This is a genomic window from Streptomyces sp. NPDC054783 (assembly GCF_053611725.1).
In genome coordinates, this window is the sequence record NZ_JBSHAY010000036.1 from 1 (window position 1) to 15,937 (window position 15,937).

General features: G+C 67.0%; 15 protein-coding genes. 9 read left to right on the forward strand and 6 right to left on the reverse strand.

Annotated elements, in window-relative coordinates; genetic code table 11:
* Positions 1-211 precede the first annotated feature (211 nt).
* The 4 genes from ACWGJ5_RS38855 to ACWGJ5_RS38870 form a co-directional block, all read right to left on the reverse strand.
* Positions 212-406 carry a hypothetical protein gene (locus ACWGJ5_RS38855; RefSeq protein WP_453314341.1) on the reverse strand — a complete coding sequence of 65 codons (195 nt, stop codon included), beginning with the start codon at positions 404-406 and terminating at the stop codon, positions 212-214.
* Positions 394-588 (reverse strand): hypothetical protein, encoded by a 195-nt coding sequence (locus ACWGJ5_RS38860; RefSeq protein WP_453314342.1) that lies wholly within the window; start codon positions 586-588, stop codon positions 394-396. Before ACWGJ5_RS38860 ends, ACWGJ5_RS38855 begins: the two co-directional genes overlap by 13 nt.
* A gap of 501 nt (positions 589-1,089) precedes the next feature.
* The gene (locus ACWGJ5_RS38865) at positions 1,090-1,356 is read right to left on the reverse strand and encodes an MmcQ/YjbR family DNA-binding protein (protein ID WP_453314343.1); all 267 of its coding nucleotides are present in this window, start codon (positions 1,354-1,356) and stop codon (positions 1,090-1,092) included.
* 8 nt (positions 1,357-1,364) lie between these two features.
* Positions 1,365-1,748, reverse strand: coding sequence for an MmcQ/YjbR family DNA-binding protein (locus tag ACWGJ5_RS38870; RefSeq protein WP_453314344.1), 384 nt, complete (start codon positions 1,746-1,748; stop codon positions 1,365-1,367).
* Between the two features lie 455 nt (positions 1,749-2,203).
* Between ACWGJ5_RS38870 and ACWGJ5_RS38875 the strand changes: the two genes are divergently transcribed.
* The 6 genes from ACWGJ5_RS38875 to ACWGJ5_RS38900 all read left to right on the forward strand — a co-directional run bounded on the left by ACWGJ5_RS38875 (position 2,204) and on the right by ACWGJ5_RS38900 (position 11,247).
* Positions 2,204-2,341 carry a hypothetical protein gene (locus ACWGJ5_RS38875; protein ID WP_453314345.1) on the forward strand — a complete coding sequence of 46 codons (138 nt, stop codon included), beginning with the start codon at positions 2,204-2,206 and terminating at the stop codon, positions 2,339-2,341.
* A 161-nt stretch (positions 2,342-2,502) separates the two neighbouring features.
* Positions 2,503-5,010: a SpoIIE family protein phosphatase gene (locus tag ACWGJ5_RS38880; protein WP_453314346.1), complete on the forward strand. Its 2,508-nt coding sequence runs from the start codon at positions 2,503-2,505 to the stop codon at positions 5,008-5,010.
* Positions 5,011-5,538: 528 nt separating this feature from the next.
* A complete protein-coding gene (locus ACWGJ5_RS38885) occupies positions 5,539-6,465 on the forward strand; it encodes an NADP-dependent oxidoreductase (protein ID WP_453314347.1) in 927 nt (308 codons plus the stop codon).
* A gap of 417 nt (positions 6,466-6,882) precedes the next feature.
* On the forward strand, positions 6,883-7,800 hold the full coding sequence (locus ACWGJ5_RS38890; RefSeq protein WP_453314348.1) for an NADP-dependent oxidoreductase: 918 nt from the start codon (positions 6,883-6,885) through the stop codon (positions 7,798-7,800).
* 348 nt (positions 7,801-8,148) lie between these two features.
* Positions 8,149-10,113 (forward strand): SpoIIE family protein phosphatase, encoded by a 1,965-nt coding sequence (locus ACWGJ5_RS38895; RefSeq protein ID WP_453314349.1) that lies wholly within the window; start codon positions 8,149-8,151, stop codon positions 10,111-10,113.
* Positions 10,114-10,590: 477 nt separating this feature from the next.
* Positions 10,591-11,247, forward strand: a complete 657-nt coding sequence (locus tag ACWGJ5_RS38900) for a TetR/AcrR family transcriptional regulator (protein ID WP_453314350.1) — start codon at positions 10,591-10,593, stop codon at positions 11,245-11,247.
* Positions 11,248-11,932: 685 nt separating this feature from the next.
* Here ACWGJ5_RS38900 and ACWGJ5_RS38905 read toward each other — a convergent pair.
* Together ACWGJ5_RS38905 and ACWGJ5_RS38910 are read right to left on the reverse strand one after the other, a co-directional pair.
* Entirely contained in the window at positions 11,933-12,220 is a 288-nt protein-coding gene (locus ACWGJ5_RS38905) for a hypothetical protein (protein ID WP_453314351.1), read from the reverse strand.
* Entirely contained in the window at positions 12,190-12,714 is a 525-nt protein-coding gene (locus ACWGJ5_RS38910; protein WP_453314352.1) for a RidA family protein, read from the reverse strand. Before ACWGJ5_RS38910 ends, ACWGJ5_RS38905 begins: the two co-directional genes overlap by 31 nt.
* Positions 12,715-13,287: 573 nt before the next feature.
* Here ACWGJ5_RS38910 and ACWGJ5_RS38915 point away from each other — a divergent pair.
* From ACWGJ5_RS38915 to ACWGJ5_RS38925, 3 genes are all read left to right on the forward strand, one after another.
* Entirely contained in the window at positions 13,288-13,842 is a 555-nt protein-coding gene (locus tag ACWGJ5_RS38915) for a carboxymuconolactone decarboxylase family protein (RefSeq protein ID WP_453314353.1), read from the forward strand.
* Positions 13,843-14,379: 537 nt separating this feature from the next.
* On the forward strand, positions 14,380-15,204 hold the full coding sequence (locus ACWGJ5_RS38920; RefSeq protein ID WP_453314354.1) for an isocitrate lyase/PEP mutase family protein: 825 nt from the start codon (positions 14,380-14,382) through the stop codon (positions 15,202-15,204).
* Positions 15,205-15,264: 60 nt separating this feature from the next.
* The gene (locus ACWGJ5_RS38925; RefSeq protein WP_453314355.1) at positions 15,265-15,912 is read left to right on the forward strand and encodes a nitroreductase family protein; all 648 of its coding nucleotides are present in this window, start codon (positions 15,265-15,267) and stop codon (positions 15,910-15,912) included.
* Positions 15,913-15,937: the final 25 nt, after the last annotated feature.

Sequence of the window (15,937 nt, forward strand, 5' to 3'; positions counted from 1 at the left end):
GGGACGCCCTGGTCGTCAACTACGCGGCGCCCTCGGACAGCGCGTGGGCAGGCGCACTGGACGCACTGTGCAGGGTGCTGCCCTAGCAGGGGTTCCGAGGGCGGAGCGGACGCGCCTCTGTCCGGTTCGGGAGCGTCCCTGCCGAGATTCGAGGCGCTGGGGCTGTCGGTCTCAAGTGCCAGGCCGCCCGTGCCGGAGTCGGCGCGATCTCTCAGACGGGAAGCCGTGCTGTCACGATCTCGCCATCCGTTCCAACGTACTTCTCCAGGTGGGCGAGTGCCCTGGCGGCCGTGTCGGCGACGAAGACCAGCTCTCCAAGGGGCACCGGCAGGAACCCCTGCTCGTCCATTCGCCGGAGCTGGAGTATCAGCCCGTCGTGAAAGCCCGCCGTGTTCAGCAGCACCACGGGCTCGTCGTACAGGATTCGATCTCGAAGGGCGTCTCGTGATGGTGCTCGTGGGCAACGCGACGAAAGGCCTCGAGGTCTGCATCACCGCGCAGCCCGAGATAGACCTTGTTCTCCTCGCCGCCGGCCATCACGTAGTAGGTCTCGTGCTGGGTGTACGGCCAGCCGAAGACCTCGCGCATGTAGTCCGGACGAGGGTGGCAGTGTATGGACAAGCTCGTAGCCGAGCGCGGTATTCGCAGCGTCCTGGTTGAGACAGAGCTTCTGCTGGGTCCAGCGGCCGCCCCAGGACACGGTGTTGAAGGTGGACCTGGTACGGAACGGCCGGGCCGCCAGGTTCCGCAGGGTCCGGCGAAGCACTGGTCCGGACAGCCCCGCGGGTGCAGCGAGGTCCTGGCACTCGATCCAGCAGTTACGAGGTCGGCAAGAGTGCCTTCGCCGAGCCGGTCGAAGTCCGGGTCGCCGGCGAGCTCGGTGGACCCTGTGCGTTCGAGGATCCGCGGCCAGGGGGCGAGGTGGGCCCGGAGATCGGTTGACGAGGCGGCGAGCCCGCGCGCCTCCAACGCCGAGTTCAGCAACTTGACGGCCGACCGCAGATCAATCCAGGGCGGCAGGTCCGTCGATGGCGAGGGTGATCGGCCTATCGGGAAGCGTGGCGACCAGGGCGCTCCACCCCGGGGTGGCTACTCCGCCAAGTGCTCAGTAACAAAGTTGGGTTGGTAGGCCCGGGTGATCGATGGGTGTTCGTGTTGCAGCAGCCGCCCGTACTCCGGTCCTGCCTTGAGGGTGACGATGCGTTCGTCCGGGTCGTCCGTGACGATCAGGAAGACCTTGCCCGCCACCTTGTAGACGTTCAGCTGCTCGGTGAACGGGCGCCCGTGGCTGACCCCGGACAGCGCCAGTGTTGTGTCGCGCGCTCTGTCCTGGAGCATCTCGCCGCTGATGGGCATGACGAAGCTCAGGCGCTGCGGCCGTAGGTGCGCGGATCCACGGGCTGCTCGGACTTGGGAAGCCCGCCGACCACGAGACGGTAGGAGTCGATCACGAGCTCCTTCACCAGCTTCTCGTCGATGGTGCCCCCGCCTTCCACCGTGATCCAGTGCCTCTTGTTCATGTGATAGCCGGGGGTAATGTCTGCGTACTGCTCACGCAGGGCTGCGGCGTCGTCCGGATCAGCCTTCAGGATCACGACGGGGCGCCCCGGCATGTCGGTCATGAGCATGAAGACCTTGCCGCGCACCTTGTAGACCTCCCAGTCGGGGCCGAAACGATGCTCCAGGTCGGCGTCGGGCAGTTCCACAGTGCAGTCGCCCGCGATCTTCCGCAGCTCCTGTCCGTCCAAGGTGATCAACTCCTCTATCGATCCGAGTGCCCTGACCGCCCGGCCAAGGCCCAAGGTGGCGTCTCCCGCACGGCCGCCACGAACGGCGGCGCCCGCACGCCGGCAACAGTGACGGAAGCCGACGCGGGTACAGAGACAGTCACGCAGGCGGCCAAATCCGCGCTGGTCATGACCGGAGCGTATGCGCGCGTCCGCCCACACGTGTGGACCATTTTCTGAGCAAGAGACCGGGCCACTTCGCGTCGAACGGCCAGGCGGGCCCCTTGCGCCGCCTGTCAGACCGGTTGCACCGCGAAGCCGGAGCGCCAGTCGCATGCGCGGGGCGCCACGCTCGGGATTGGGTCAGTGTCCCAGCTCCGTAGATCGCGATCCTGCTTTGTCCGCAGAATTGGTCTGGGAATCGATCATAGAAATGGACCATACGGCGGTGCCACTGGGTACGTAGCGTTGCAGGCATGAGCACGAACGAAGCACGCGGAAGCCCGCAGCGCCTTCCCGAGTACACGCCCCGTCTGGACTGGGCGAAGCCAGCCCCGGAGGCCTTCCAGTGGCCGCACCCGGCCCCGACAGGGGTCGCGCCGGAGCAGGTCTGACGAGCCGAGACCACGGCCGCAGCCACCGTCGGGGGAAGTGTGATTGGGCTGTGGCCTGCCGTGCCTGGTAGCTCGATCACTCCTGCCCTGGACCTGTCCATCCACCAGACAGCCGAGCAGTTGGGGGACCGCATCGCCGGGGGACACAGAAGGGAAGAGCAATGGGCAGTTCCGCAGAGACAGCAGTCTTCGAGGCTCAGACGGCCATCGAGACAGTCTGCCCAGCGATAGCTCTCCTCGACGCGCAGGGGACGGTGGTCGGATGGTCGCAGGCCGCTCAGCGGCTCGTGGGCTATTCGGCCGTGGAGGTGGTGGGGCGGTCCGCCGGTGTCCTGTTGGTGGCCGCTGACGACCGAGCAAAGGCTTCACAAGCCGCACAAGAGAGCACCCTCCGGGGCCGCTGGTCCGACCTCGCGCAGGTGCGCCACCGCGACGGCCGCATCATCGACGTGCATCTGCGCGTGTCATCGCTGTCCGGGCAGGACGGCCTGGAGCGTTGGGTGGTCTGTGCGACCGACAAGGCCTTGCTTCCCGCGTGGCCGGCCGAGGCCACAGTGGCGGAGCCGCTCCTCGCTACGCTGCCGCTGCCGAGCCGCCTGCCGATCGGTGTCGTCATACGGGACACGCACCTGCGCTGCATCCGGGTGAACGACACCCAGGGGTCCAAGGACGGCATCCCTCTCCCCAAGCGGCTGGGCCGCAGGCTGACGGAGGCGGCGCCCGGGACGGAGGCCGAAACGCTGGAGGCAGTGATGCACCAGGTGCTGGAGAGCGGCGACCCGGCGATCAACGTGGACTACCAGGCCTTCCTGCCGGCGAATGCGCGAAGCAACCGCATATTGACAGCGTCCTTCTTCCGCCTCGACGACGCGCAGGGTCGCGCGCTGGGCGTGTGCGTCGTGAGCATGGACGTCACCGACAGCCGACGCGCGCGAGAGCGTCTGGCAATCCTCGGCGAGGCCAGCAGGCGCATCGGCACCACTTTGGACGTCATGCAGACCGGACAGGAACTGGCCGACCTCGCCGTGCCGTTCCTCGCGGACTACGCCACCGTCGACCTGGCGGAGTCCGTCCCACTCGGAGAGGAGCCCTTGGCCCATCTCGGCCCCCAGGGCGGATACATCCCCGTCTTCCGCCGTGCGGGCCTGGCCTCGATCCACCCGGGAACGCCGGAGTCCCTGTTCGCTCGCGGAGAGCCGGTCTTCATCCCGCCCACTTCGCCCTTCACCGGTGTCCTTCGCTCCGGGAAATCCCACTTCGAGCCCATACTGGACGCATCCCCGGGCACATGGCTGGACCACCACGACGCGGCGCGGGCGGAGAAGCTCCGCGAGCACGCCATGCACTCGTTGATGGTCGTCCCGATCCACGCCCGGGGCGCAGTGCTGGGCGTGGCGGTCTTCGTGCGGACGAAGGACCGCAGGCCGTTCGAGGAGGACGACCTGCTCCTGGCCGAGGAACTCGTCAGCTGGGCAGCGCTGGCCCTGGACAACGCCCGTCAATACGTGCGCGAACGCTCCGCGGCTCTCGCCCTGCAGCGGCTGCTGCTCCCCCACCGCGTCACAGGCGGCTCCGCCGCTGATGTGGCCTGGCGGTACCTGCCGGCCGACAGCCACCACGGCATCGGGGGTGACTGGTTCGACGTGATCCCCCTCTCCGGCGCCCGCGTCGCCCTCGTCGTCGGGGACGTGGTGGGACACGGCATCAACGCGGCGGCGACGATGGGCCAACTCCGCACCGCCATGCGCACCCTCGCCGACATGGACATGTCTCCCGAGGAAGTACTGTCCCGCCTCGACGAGCAGGTCATCCGCCTCACCGAGGCGGAAGCCGACCCCCGGCACCCGGGCACCACCACGATGGCCGCCACGTGCCTGTACGCGGTCTACGACCCGGTCACCCGCACCTGCACCATGGCACGGGCCGGCCACCCCCCGCCCGCGATCATCGACCCGCACGGTCACGTCAGCTTCCCCGACCTGCCCACCGGAGCACCGCTCGGCCTCGGACTGGTCCCCTTCGAGTCCGTAACTTTGGAACTTGCCGAAGGAAGCGTGCTCGCCCTCTACACAGACGGTCTGATCGAAGCCCGCGGCCAGGACATCAGCGCCGGCATGAACCGTTTGCGCGCGGCCCTCGCACGGCCCGACCTCACACTGGATGGTCTGTGCTCTTCCGCGGTGGACACATTGCGGGCCAAGCCGCCGAGCGACGATGTCACTCTGCTCCTCGCACGGACCCGCTCGCTGAGCGCAGACCAGGTTGCCTCTTGGCAGTTCCCCAGCGACCCCGCTGTCGTCAGCCGTGCCCGAACTCTCGCTGCCCGGCAGCTGACCCAGTGGGGACTGGAACACCTGGCCGAGTCCACAGAGCTGATCGTCAGCGAACTGTTCGCCAACGCCATCATCCACGGCAACGGCGCCTGCAACAGCGACTGCACCAGCGACTGCAACCGCACGATCGGCCTACGCCTCATCCGGCACGAGATGCTGACCTGCGAAGTCTCTGACGCCAGTCACAGCCACCCGCTTGTGCGACACCCCCGCACCACCGACGAACACGGCCGCGGCCTCTTCCTCGTCACTCAACTGTCCCGCCGATGGGGAACCCGCCGCATCCCGGACGGCAAACTCATCTGGGCTGATCAACAACTGCCAGCCGGCGCGTGAAACCACTTACCCGCCCGACTCAATCGCTTGGAGGCCGTGCCTGTGCCCCGAGAAGACCGACGACTCGTACGCACCATTCATGTAGCTGGAGAGCGGACGTAAGCTCCCACGCCACGCCAGCGGCAGCCCGGTGCCGGGGTGAAAAGTCCCATCCGGCCTTCCCGCCCCGTCACCAAACTCCAACGACCACATCGGAGGTTCTCGCCGGCCCCGTTCGCCTTCCCCGACCTCGCCGAACCGCTTGACACCACACCCAGCGGCCCAACGTCCCCGGCTTGGACTTCAGCCAGCCACTTTGGCGCGAGCCTCTAAGATCACGGCCCAAGATCGGGGTTCTGTCACTGATTGCCCTCACCCATGCCGGTCGGTCACGTGCCGACGGACTCACCGGCCATGCCGGGCCGTACCGGCCCGGTGGGGGCGGCCGTCGCACGTCGGAGTACCTGCGAGAGGCAACGACACGACGGTAGAGATCCACTGACGTGATTGATAGATGCACTCTTCGGAAAGCCAGACAGAGGAACAGTCATGCAAGCCATCACCGCCTCAGACCGCAACGCCGGCGTCAGCGGGCTGACGCTGACCGACCTGCCGTATCCCCATGCCGCCGAGAACGACGTCATCGTGCGGGTGCATGCCGCGGGATTCACCCGTGGAGAGCTCGATTGGCCCGGCACGTGGTCCGATCGCGCCGGCAGGGACCGCACGCCGAGCGTGCCTGGGCACGAGGTCTCGGGTGTCGTGGCGGAGCTCGGATACGGAACCACCGGCCTCACTGTCGGCCAGCGGGTCTTCGGACCGACCGACTGGGCCCGCAACGGCTCGCTGGCCGAGTACGTCGCCGTGGAGGCCCGTAACCTCGCCCCGCTGCCCGCGGATGTCGACCACACTGTGGCGGCCGCGCTGCCGATCTCCGGACTGACCGCCTGGCAGGGCCTGTTCGACCACGCGCGGATCATGACCGGCCAGACCGTCCTGATCCACGGTGCCGCGGGTGGCGTCGGTTCGATCGCGGTGCAGTTCGCGCTGGAGGCGGGAGCCCGCGTGATCGGCACCGGCCGGTCCGCCGACCGGGACACCGTCCTCGCTCTGGGCACCCATGTGTTCCTGGATCTCGGGGCCGGCCGGCTGGAGGACGCCGGCGAGGTCGACGTGGTGTTCGACGTGATCGGCGGTGACATCCTCGACAGCTCGGCCGCGCTCGTACGCGCCGGCGGCACGCTCGTCACGATCGCCCGGCCGCCCACCGTGCGGCCCAAGGACGGGCGGGCCCTGTTCTTCGTCGTGGAACCCGACCGCGCGCGGCTCGTGGACCTGGTGCAGCGAGTCCGGGACGGACGGCTCGATGTGCGGGTCGGTGCGGTCCGCCCGCTGACCGGGGCGGCGGCCGCCTTCGCCCCTGATCGGCGCGTCACCGGCAGGACGATCATCCGGGTCGCCGATGATCCCCAGTGATCACAGAGTGTCGCAACTGCGTGATCACCAGGAAGATGTTCAGCGGTTCCGACAGCACCCCGGCGCACTCCTTGTCCGACAGAGGGGACCAGGTCCGAGCCCCGACTCCTGGCGGTCGCGCGGTGACGGCCGGGTCCACCGAGTGAGGAAGCCCGGCAGGTCCCGTTGCCGAACGGGGTACGGGCGAACCAGGTCCGCGCCTTGAGCGAGAAGGTCTACCGGACTGCCTCTGCACCTGTCTGATGAGCGTCGATCCTTCGCTCCGTCATACCGAAATTTCGCTGTTGCGCTTATTCCTCGACGCCCTCGCGCCCCACCCCTATCGATCAGCGTGGTGAGAAGCCGAGGTCTGGCGCCGCTATTACTGTCGAACCGAGAAAGCCGTACAAGCGTGGACTGGACGCAGAAAGGCGCCGGATGAAGGCGATTGTGGTGACGGATCAGGCCGCGGGAACGGCCGGGATGACGCTGGTGGAGCGGCCCGAGCCGCAGGCAGCGCTGAACGATGTCGTCGTTCAGGTTCATGCGTCGGGATTCACTCCGGGCGAGCTGACGTGGCCCTCGACCTGGACCGATCGTTTCGGCCGCGACCGGACGCCGTCGATTCCCGGGCAAGAGCTGGCCGGAGTGGTCACCGCTCTCGGCTACGGCACGACGGGGTTGTCGGTGGGCCAGCGGGTGTTCGGCCTCGCGGACGGGCATCGGGGCGGCACCCTGGCGGAGTATGTGGCGATCGAGGCGCGTAACCTCGCGCCGATGCCGGCCGACGTCGACTTCACGGTGGGCGCGAGTCTGCCGATGCCGGGCCTGACCGCGTGGCAGGGACTGTTCGAGCACGGCCGCCTTCAGGCGGGGCAGAGCGTCCTCGTGCACGGCGCGGCCGGTGCAGTCGGGTCGATGGTGACGCAGCTCGCACGAGAGGCCGGCGCCTACGTCATCGGCACCGGACGTACCGCCGATCGGCAGACGGCGCTTGGCTTCGGTGCGAGAGAGTTCGTCGACCTCGAGAACGACGCCCTGGAAGACGTCGGCAGAGTCAATCTGGTGTTCGATGTCATCGGCGGAGACATCGGGAGGCGGTCCGCAGGCGTGATCCATGCCGGAGGAACGTTGGTATCCATCGCCGGGCCACCCGAAGCTCAGCCCGCGGACGGCCTGGCGATCGATTTCGTTGTCGTGCCCGATCGTGTCCAACTGGGTGAGATCGTCCGGCGGGTGCGGGACGGACGGCTGCGGACGAACATCGGCAACGTCTCGCCCCTCGATGACGCCGTTGCGGCCTTCAATCCGACCGAGCGGATCACCGGGAAGACGATCATCAGTGTTCGTCCGTGAGCGACACACGGCCATCGATGCACGCCGTCGGCCGACGGTGTCCAGATCGGCCGGCAGCGTCCTATGGACCTGGCCGTTGCCGAGATTGCAGCCCGCGCTGTCCGGGCGAGCCGGTTGAGGTACCGGTCTGGAGCGCGTCGAGGTTGATGATCGTATCCCTCCACCACTGCAGCGCACGGAATGTTCCGCCACAGCGGCAATCTCCCCACAGGTAGCCCGCTGTCGGCTGGTGTCGCGCTGTGCGTCCTGTCGCATGCCGCTGCTGGTGGGCGCGACCTGCTCTGCGGCAGATACTGTTGTTGAAGGACGACGAGGTCATATCGCTCGACGATGGGTAGTGAGCGGCGAATGGACGCCTCGGACGAACTTTTTCAGATGGCTACACCGTCGGCTCTTTTGACCCTGGACGGAGCCATCCGCAGCCTCAATGCGGCGATGGCCAGGACACTGGGCAGGTCAGTGGAACAGTGCGTGGGCCGTGGCTTCGGTGATCTGTTGCCCGCAAGCCAGCTGACTGCAGTCGGGAGTCTCGTGGCCCACGCCGCCACGACGAAGACGGTTGCGATGCGCGTGCTGGAGTTCCCTGGGACAGGTGCAGCACCTGTCGTCTGCCTTGTCGAGGCGCGACCAGTGAACGATCCCGTAGGTGGTGAGCCTCTGGTGCAGGTGCACTCCTTGGACGCGGGAAACGACCGGGGCGGCCTGTTGATCCCGTTCCAACTGGCGGCCAAGGCCGCCAACCTCGGTCTGTGCATGTATTCACCCCAGGAGCGCGAGCTGGAGTGGCTGGGTGGCGCACCCGCCTTGGCGGTGCTGTTCCCGGAGGCGTCCGTGTCGTTGTCCGAGGTGGTTCGGCGAGTCCACCCCGATGACCGCGGGGCTCTGCGGCGGCTCGTGACTTCGACGGCTGCCCGGTCCCCCTGGATCAGGTTGCGGTTCCTCACCGAGCGCGATGGCTGCCACCCTCTGGTCTGCCAGGCCCGTCGGATCATTCTGGGGTCTGGCGGCCCTGAGCGGATCTTCGGAGTGATCCGCGACGACACCAAGGGTGCAGCGCGCCGACGCAGAGCGTTGGTCGCGCTGAGTACTGAGCGTCAGCGCGCCGACGAGATCGCGGCCTTCTCCTCCGCCGTGATGACCGCAGTCACGGAGCAAGAAATACAGCAGGTCGTCCTGACCCGGCTCGCCGCGACCTTCGGTGGTACCGGCGCCGCGCTGGCGTTCATCAGGAAAGGCCGCCTGCGCGTTTCCTCCGATGCCGGGATCCCGATACCGGTGGCCGCCCTGCACGGCCTGCCGCTGGACGCTCCCAGCGCGCTGCCCTATGTGATCCGCACTGGCGAGCCGCAGTTCATTCCCAACCAGGAGGACTACATCCGCCGCTGGCCGCACGGGGCCATGGTGCCGTACTTCGACCAGCTCGACTCCGGCTACGCCATCTCGATCACCTCCCTCAGCCCGGGCGGCGATCAGCCGCTCGGGGCCTGGTTGGTGACCTACGACAGCGAACACCACTCCTCCCCGGATGAACGGGCCCTCATGGGTACTCTTGCCGACCTCGCAGGCCAGGCGCTGAAACGCGTCAGGTTGCAAGAGGCACGAGTCGAGCTGGCCACGGCGCTCCAGCAGACCATGCTCCCCACGCTGCCCGAGCACCTCCCGGGCCTTGAGGTCGCCGCCCGCTACCGACCAAGCCGGGACGGGCTCGATATCGGCGGAGACTGGTACGACGCCTTCTTCATGCCCGACGGTGCCATCGCCGTGGAGATCGGCGACGCCCAAGGGCACGACGTGGACGCCGCCGCAGCCATGGGACAGGTGCGCGCCGCCATGCGCGCGATCGCCGCCCACGAACCGGATCCCGCAACCGTGCTGACGCGCACCAACGAGCTCCTCGTCACGATGGACGCAGCACGATTCGCCAGCTGCACCATGCTGCATATCGACCCAGGCGACGGACGGGTCACCGGTGCCAGCGCCGGCCATGTGCCGTTGTTGTACGCACGCGACGACGGCAGCCACAGCATCCGTGAGCTGCCGGGCGGCCCGGTGCTGGGAGTCCTGCCCGACGCAGACTACCCAGAAGAAACCTTCACACTGGACAAGGACGCCGCGCTGGTCATGGTCACCGACGGCGTGGTCGAAGGACCGGCCCTGACACTGGACGCCGGACTGGAGCGAGCCGGAACGCTGGCCGCCCAAGCCGTCCACGACGGGCTGAACGCCGAGGAGACCGCCGACCGCCTCCTCGACGCCACGGTCGCGGTAGACCACCTCGATGACGTGGCCGTGCTGATCATCCGACGCACATGACGGCGCCCGCGTCCTCACACACCCTCTGTACGGACCCACTGCAAGACCCCCTCTCGCTCATGCGCCGAGCGGCGTGTTCTCGATGACTCGACCAAGCCTGCCGCGGAAAGTGCCCTCCGGCCCCAGTCACCCAGAGCGCCAGTTTGGAAGATCGCGTACGTGGATGGCGCCTGACCTGCAGAGCCGCTGACCGGCGATGTCGTGCGGGATTCCCGTGGCTTCCCCTTGTTCACCGGGGTACGTGGTGGTCCGTCGGTTCATCCAGCGGGCCGTTTCGGTTGCTCGGTCGGGGGGCCGGCATGGTCGCGGCTCGGCCGCCGCGTCGAGTGGGCGCCGGGTTCCAGCTCTCCGGTCGTGGGCTCGTCGGGACGGCGAGGCCCGGGGCGACGGCTCCAAATCGGATGGGCCGAGAGCCGAAGGCAGGGACAGAAAAGAACCTTGAGGTCCACTCTGAATCCGCACCGTAATCTGGTCAATGTGGCGGAACAGAGTAGCGACAAAAACGGCTCCCGGTTGACTGAGCGCGGGCGGGCGACTCAAGAGCGCATCTTGAGGGCCGCCGCCGACATGATGTACGTCAAGGGCGTGAGTCCCACGACCCTCGACGATGTCAGGGCGGCCAGCGGAACGAGCAAATCCCAGCTCTACCGCCACTACCCCGACAAGGATGCGTTGGTGCGGGACGTTGTCGCGTTGCAGGCTGTGGAACTGCTCGAACGCCAGCACCAGCTACTGCGGCGGCTCAACTCCCTCCGCAGGCTGGAGCGCTGGCGGGACGCGGTGATCGAACACAACGCGCTCCGAAACGGAGCGTACGGTTGCCCGCTCGGCTCCCTTGCAAGCGAGTTGGCCGATCAGGACGAAGAGGCGCGCAAGGCGATCGCCCAGTACTTCGACACTTGGGAAGGGCTGCTCGAGGCCGGGCTCGTGCGGATGAAGGACTCGGGAGTCCTCCGCGCCGACACCGACGCCGGAGAGCTCGCCACCGGCCTCATGGCCGCCCTTCAAGGCGGCTACCTCCTTGCCCAGACGGCCCGGGACGTCAAACCCATGAGGATCGCCCTCGACATGGCGATCGGCCACATCAAGGCCTATGCCGTGCCCGCCGAGGACGGCAATCCGACAGGGCGCTAAAACCGTCCGGGACGAGGCGGCGCCGAGAAGTCCCGTTGCGGCGCTACAGGCGGTTGCGTCGCGGTCTCCCTACCGGCTGGACTTCACCGTCTTCCCGGCAGGCGACCGGGGGCATGAGGGCGGGAGGACGTGTTCGTCCGCACGCCCCACTGCCCGCATGCGGCCCCAGCCGCCGACGAAAAGCGGCGGCCCCCCCGTGTAAAGGGCAGGTCGCTTTCCGTCGAGCCCTCCGGCCGGACGGGACGCGGACAGGGCGCCCGCTCGCCGCTGCATGCCTTCCTCCACACCGAACGTCACCCAGTGGTTCGCCAACCGCCACCAGTCGCGGCTGCGTGCGCACACACCGCCACCCACGAGGACCTTGACGATGTGCTGGCCTGCCCACCGAGCCATGAAGAGTTGCTCGACCGCGGGCCAGGACGCCGCCGTCCTGGCACACCAGCGCAGCGCCATGGCAGCCGTGTAGCGCGAGGTGCCAATGGGCCTGACCGGCCAAACAAATGAGGAGACCATTTAGTCCGGAAAATTGAGCCGATCTGCGGTACGTTTGGGAAAGGCGGTCCCTTGACGACGGCCAAGCAGCAAGCGTCACAAGGCTCCCCAACTCGGTAGGCACCACGCATGCGGGAGTCCGGTGAGAAGTGTGCCGTGAAACGAACGCACTCGTGGAGCTGCGAACGCGGGCTCAGCTGCGAGCGAAGGATTCGATGTTCCGCCAGGCACCGAATGATGCGTTGAACGCTTGGAGGGACTGCTCATCGCTGTCGGACAGCTCAATCGACATCGCGCCCAGTGCGCACCCGTACGAGCCGTCCTGCAGTGAGTTGGCCTGCACCAGGGCGGCACGCCGGCGCCGCAGACCGGTGAGGGTCTTCACGCCGCGCAGCCGCTGTTCCTCGTGGGCGAGGACGAACTTCGACTGCACGTCGATCACGGCGTGGATCAGCGCGAGTTTGCCCTCGAAGTGGTGCACAACTGGGACTTACTGGTGCTGCTGGCCAGCCGGACGTCATCGAGGGTGGTGGTGTTGACACCCTTGACATAGAACAGCTTGGCTGCCGAATCAACGGTCCGCGAACGGGTCTCCAGGCAGCGTGGTGTGCGGCGCGTACCGCTGGCTCCGGGCACGGTGACTCCCTCGGGCATGTTACTCACTCGCGCCGCTTGGCCGCGGAATGCGTCACAACCGCGGTGACCTCGATCTCCAGGGTCCTTGCGAACTTTCACGTAGACGTCGATGCCGTCGCGGTCTGTGAGCCAGGACCCAACCTGAACGATGTCGCTCAGTTCGGCGCCCGCGCACCACAGCGCCTCGCACACGTTGTCCGAGGCTTGCCCGGCCTGCTCCGCGAAATGTTCCGGCCGGGTTCCGTCCGGCCGCACCCCTGGGGTGCCGGACAGGACGACCTGCGTGGAGCCGGCCGGGATCGCGACCGCATCGGAGTAGATGCCGATGTGGCGCGACACCTTGGCATCGATGAACTTCGTTGCGGCGCCATATCGGCGAAGACCCTCTCGTAGATGGACGCGAGATGGAGGCGCAGGCAGATCCGAGCGATCTCACGTTCGCCTAGGAGTGGACTGAAACGTCCATTCACCATCAATCGATCACGCCCGAGCCGGCCCGCCTCAAGGCGTCTCAAACCCGCTCGTCCCGACCGGCGGAATGGCTCACGACACAGCCTCGACATAGTCCTGAACTGCATGTTTATCGATCCGACGCGACATTGACCCGCTTGCATACAGCGCGGCCGACTCGGCCCGTGCGAGGGAGGGGTTGCCTCGCGCAAGGGGGAGGTTGCATAGAAGTTTCTGGACTGTATAGTCCTTCTTGTAGGTGTCCCAGTGGCGATGAGATCCAGAACTCGGCGCCGACGGAGTCACCCCGCGCAATGCAGGTCTCACCAGGCGCCCGGCGCAACCGACGCCACCGGCCAGGTTGCGGCCGGCGCAGGTAAGGCCTGCGGCGGAGCTCTGAAGCGCTACGAGCCCGAGTTGGGCTCGACAACTACTCACACCCCGACCAGAGGTCGATTCGCCGTGTCACGACTGAACGTTTCCCCCCTAGAGGATGTGCCTGCCGGCGCGCAGCGGATACTCGACAACGTTGGTGCGCAGCTCGGCTTCGTCCCGAACATGTTCAACACCATCGCGTCGAACCCGACCGTTCTCGAGGTCGTCACGACTCTGCAAGGCAGCTTGAGCCGGGTTCTGGATGCGAAGACCCGGCACAGCATCGCGCTGGCCGTGTCGCAAGCCAACGGCTGCAGTTACTGCCTGGCGATCCACACTTACGTCGCGACCGAATTCGGCGGCATGTCAGGCGACGACATCGAGCTCGGCCGCGTCGGAAGCTCGGTCGATCCCAAACGCGCCGCGGCCGCTCGCTTCGCGCAACAGGTGGTCGACAGCCGCGGGCAGGTCAGCGACGCCGAGCTCGCGGGTGTGCGAGGCGCCGGCTACACCGACCCGCAGATCCTGGCGATCGTCGCGGTGGCAGTGCAATTCCTGCTCACCAACTTCATCAACAACGTCAACCAGACCGACCTCGACATCCCCGCCGTCGGCTCGGTCGATACGACCGTGGCCCAGTGAGCCCGCACCCGGAGCCGACGGCGCCCGACGCGGCGCGCGGGAGCGCGATCGAGCATGTGTTCCGCGCCCGGCACGAAGTCGTGCTGGCCCAGGACGCGGACAAGATCGCCAACCTCTACGCGGCAGACGGCGTCATCGAAACACCCAGCGCCGTGCTTTCGTCGGGAGACAGGGGCTCTGCCGTGGTCCGGGGCCGCGAGCCGATCCGTGCCTTCTCCGCCACGCGTCGCCGCGCAGGGGTCTTCGAGAACTGGGTGGCGTACCGGGACCAACCTCACCGACGGGCATCAGTTGACCTGGGCGTACCCGCGCCAGACACCGAAGGGCGAACAGAACCGCCTCGTCGAGTCCACGAACATCGTCGACGGACTCATCGCGCGTCGTCTCGTCTGTTGGGGCCGGGTCGGCTTTAAGAAGCTCCACGCCGCCGCCAACAACACCCCACCCACCGGTTGATCGCCGGAACCCTCGACGCGGCCCAAGCACCCAGTCGGCAAACCCCTCACTGACTCAACGATCATTCAGGAAAGGCTCGACATGCCGGGCTCCGAACTCTATGAGAAATTCATGGCGCTGCACACCCGCGACGGTGGCCTCGTCATGCCGAACGCATGGGACGGCCTCTCGGCGCTGATGCTGGCCGATGCCGGCTTCGAGGCGATCGCGACCTCGTCTGCGGCGATCGCCGCCACGCTCGGCCGCCTCGACGGGCGTCATGAAGTCACCCGCGAAGAGCACCTTGAGCATGCGCGGCTGCTCGGCCGCCTCACCGGGCTGCCCGTCAACGGAGACTTCGAGGACGGTTATGGCGACACGCCTGAAGACGTCGCCGCGACCGTTGAGGGGGCCGTGGAGTCTGGCCTGGCCGGTATCGGGGTGGAGGACACCTCGGGCAATCCCGATCAACCGATCCGCGACTTCGACGAAGCAGTCAATCGCGTACGCAGCGCCGTCGACGCTTCCAAGGGGCGCATCGTCGTTACCGGCCGCACCGACAACTTCATCCAGGGACGGCCCGATCTTGACGACACCATTCGGCGTCTGACGGCCTTCGCCGAGGTCGGCGCGGATGTGGTCTACGCGCCGTTCCCACCCGACCTCGACGCACTTGTCGCGATCGTCACCGCGGTCGCCCCGACACCGGTCAACGTCCTGGTGTCTCCGTCGGACAAGGTGCTGACCGTCGCTGAACTACAGCAGGCCGGGGTCAAGCGCATCAGCTTGGGTCCGTTGCTCTACACCAACGCGATGGGGGCGCTCGAACAGGCCGCGAAGGCGCTCCTCGCGGGCGACCTCGCCTCGGCGACGACAGGTATGAGCTTCGCGCGCGTCAACGAACTGCTTGCCCACGGCAAGAACTAACCCAAACACCACGAATCACTGACTCTTCACCTAGTGATTGCAAGAAGAAGGCAGATTGAAATGGATCTCGACAAGCTCATGGACAAGCACCTCACCAGGGCCTTCGACCCCAGTAGGACCATCCCGGAAGAAACCCTTCAGCAGCTGTTGAGGTTCCTGCGCTCCGCGCCGACATCGGTGAACATCCAGCCCAACCACTTCTACGTACTCGGGACGACCGAAGGCAAAAGGCAGCTCACGGACAACCTGGGCGAACGATTCCAAGACAACAGCGAGAAGATCCTGAACGCGTCGCACACCATCATCCTGACCACCCGGGCAGATGTACCCGAAAGCCACCTCGAAGACGTATTCAACAAGGAGAGCGCTGACGGCCGGTTCCCCGATCCGGCGAAGAACGCGCTGTGGCAGTCGATGACCCGCGACTTCCTCAACCTGCGCACCTACGGCTACAAGGACCTGAACCACTGGATGGAAAAGCAGACCTACATGGTGCTGGGCATGACCATGATGGCGGCTGCTGAGCTCGGCGTCGAAGCGACGCCGCTCGAGGGATTCGACCCGACCAGTGTCGACAAGGCATTCAAGATCCGCGAAACCGGACACACCACGACGGTGCTGTTGACCCTCGGCTACCCCGACCCCGCGAAGGTGTACAACAGCCCGATTTCGCGCTTCGAAGCCGACCGGCTGTTCACGTTCGTCTAAACATCCCCGGCACCGGGAACGCCTG

Coding starts and splice junctions, on each gene's coding strand:
- ACWGJ5_RS38875 (WP_453314345.1), top strand. CDS start 2,204: ATGAGCACGAACGAAGCACGCGGAAGCCCGCAGCGCCTTCCCGAGTAC.
- ACWGJ5_RS38860 (WP_453314342.1), bottom strand. CDS start 588: ATGCGCGAGGTCTTCGGCTGGCCGTACACCCAGCACGAGACCTACTAC.
- ACWGJ5_RS38925 (WP_453314355.1), top strand. CDS start 15,265: ATGGATCTCGACAAGCTCATGGACAAGCACCTCACCAGGGCCTTCGAC.
- ACWGJ5_RS38865 (WP_453314343.1), bottom strand. CDS start 1,356: ATGCCCATCAGCGGCGAGATGCTCCAGGACAGAGCGCGCGACACAACA.
- ACWGJ5_RS38895 (WP_453314349.1), top strand. CDS start 8,149: ATGGACGCCTCGGACGAACTTTTTCAGATGGCTACACCGTCGGCTCTT.
- ACWGJ5_RS38890 (WP_453314348.1), top strand. CDS start 6,883: ATGAAGGCGATTGTGGTGACGGATCAGGCCGCGGGAACGGCCGGGATG.
- ACWGJ5_RS38880 (WP_453314346.1), top strand. CDS start 2,503: ATGGGCAGTTCCGCAGAGACAGCAGTCTTCGAGGCTCAGACGGCCATC.
- ACWGJ5_RS38920 (WP_453314354.1), top strand. CDS start 14,380: ATGCCGGGCTCCGAACTCTATGAGAAATTCATGGCGCTGCACACCCGC.
- ACWGJ5_RS38885 (WP_453314347.1), top strand. CDS start 5,539: ATGCAAGCCATCACCGCCTCAGACCGCAACGCCGGCGTCAGCGGGCTG.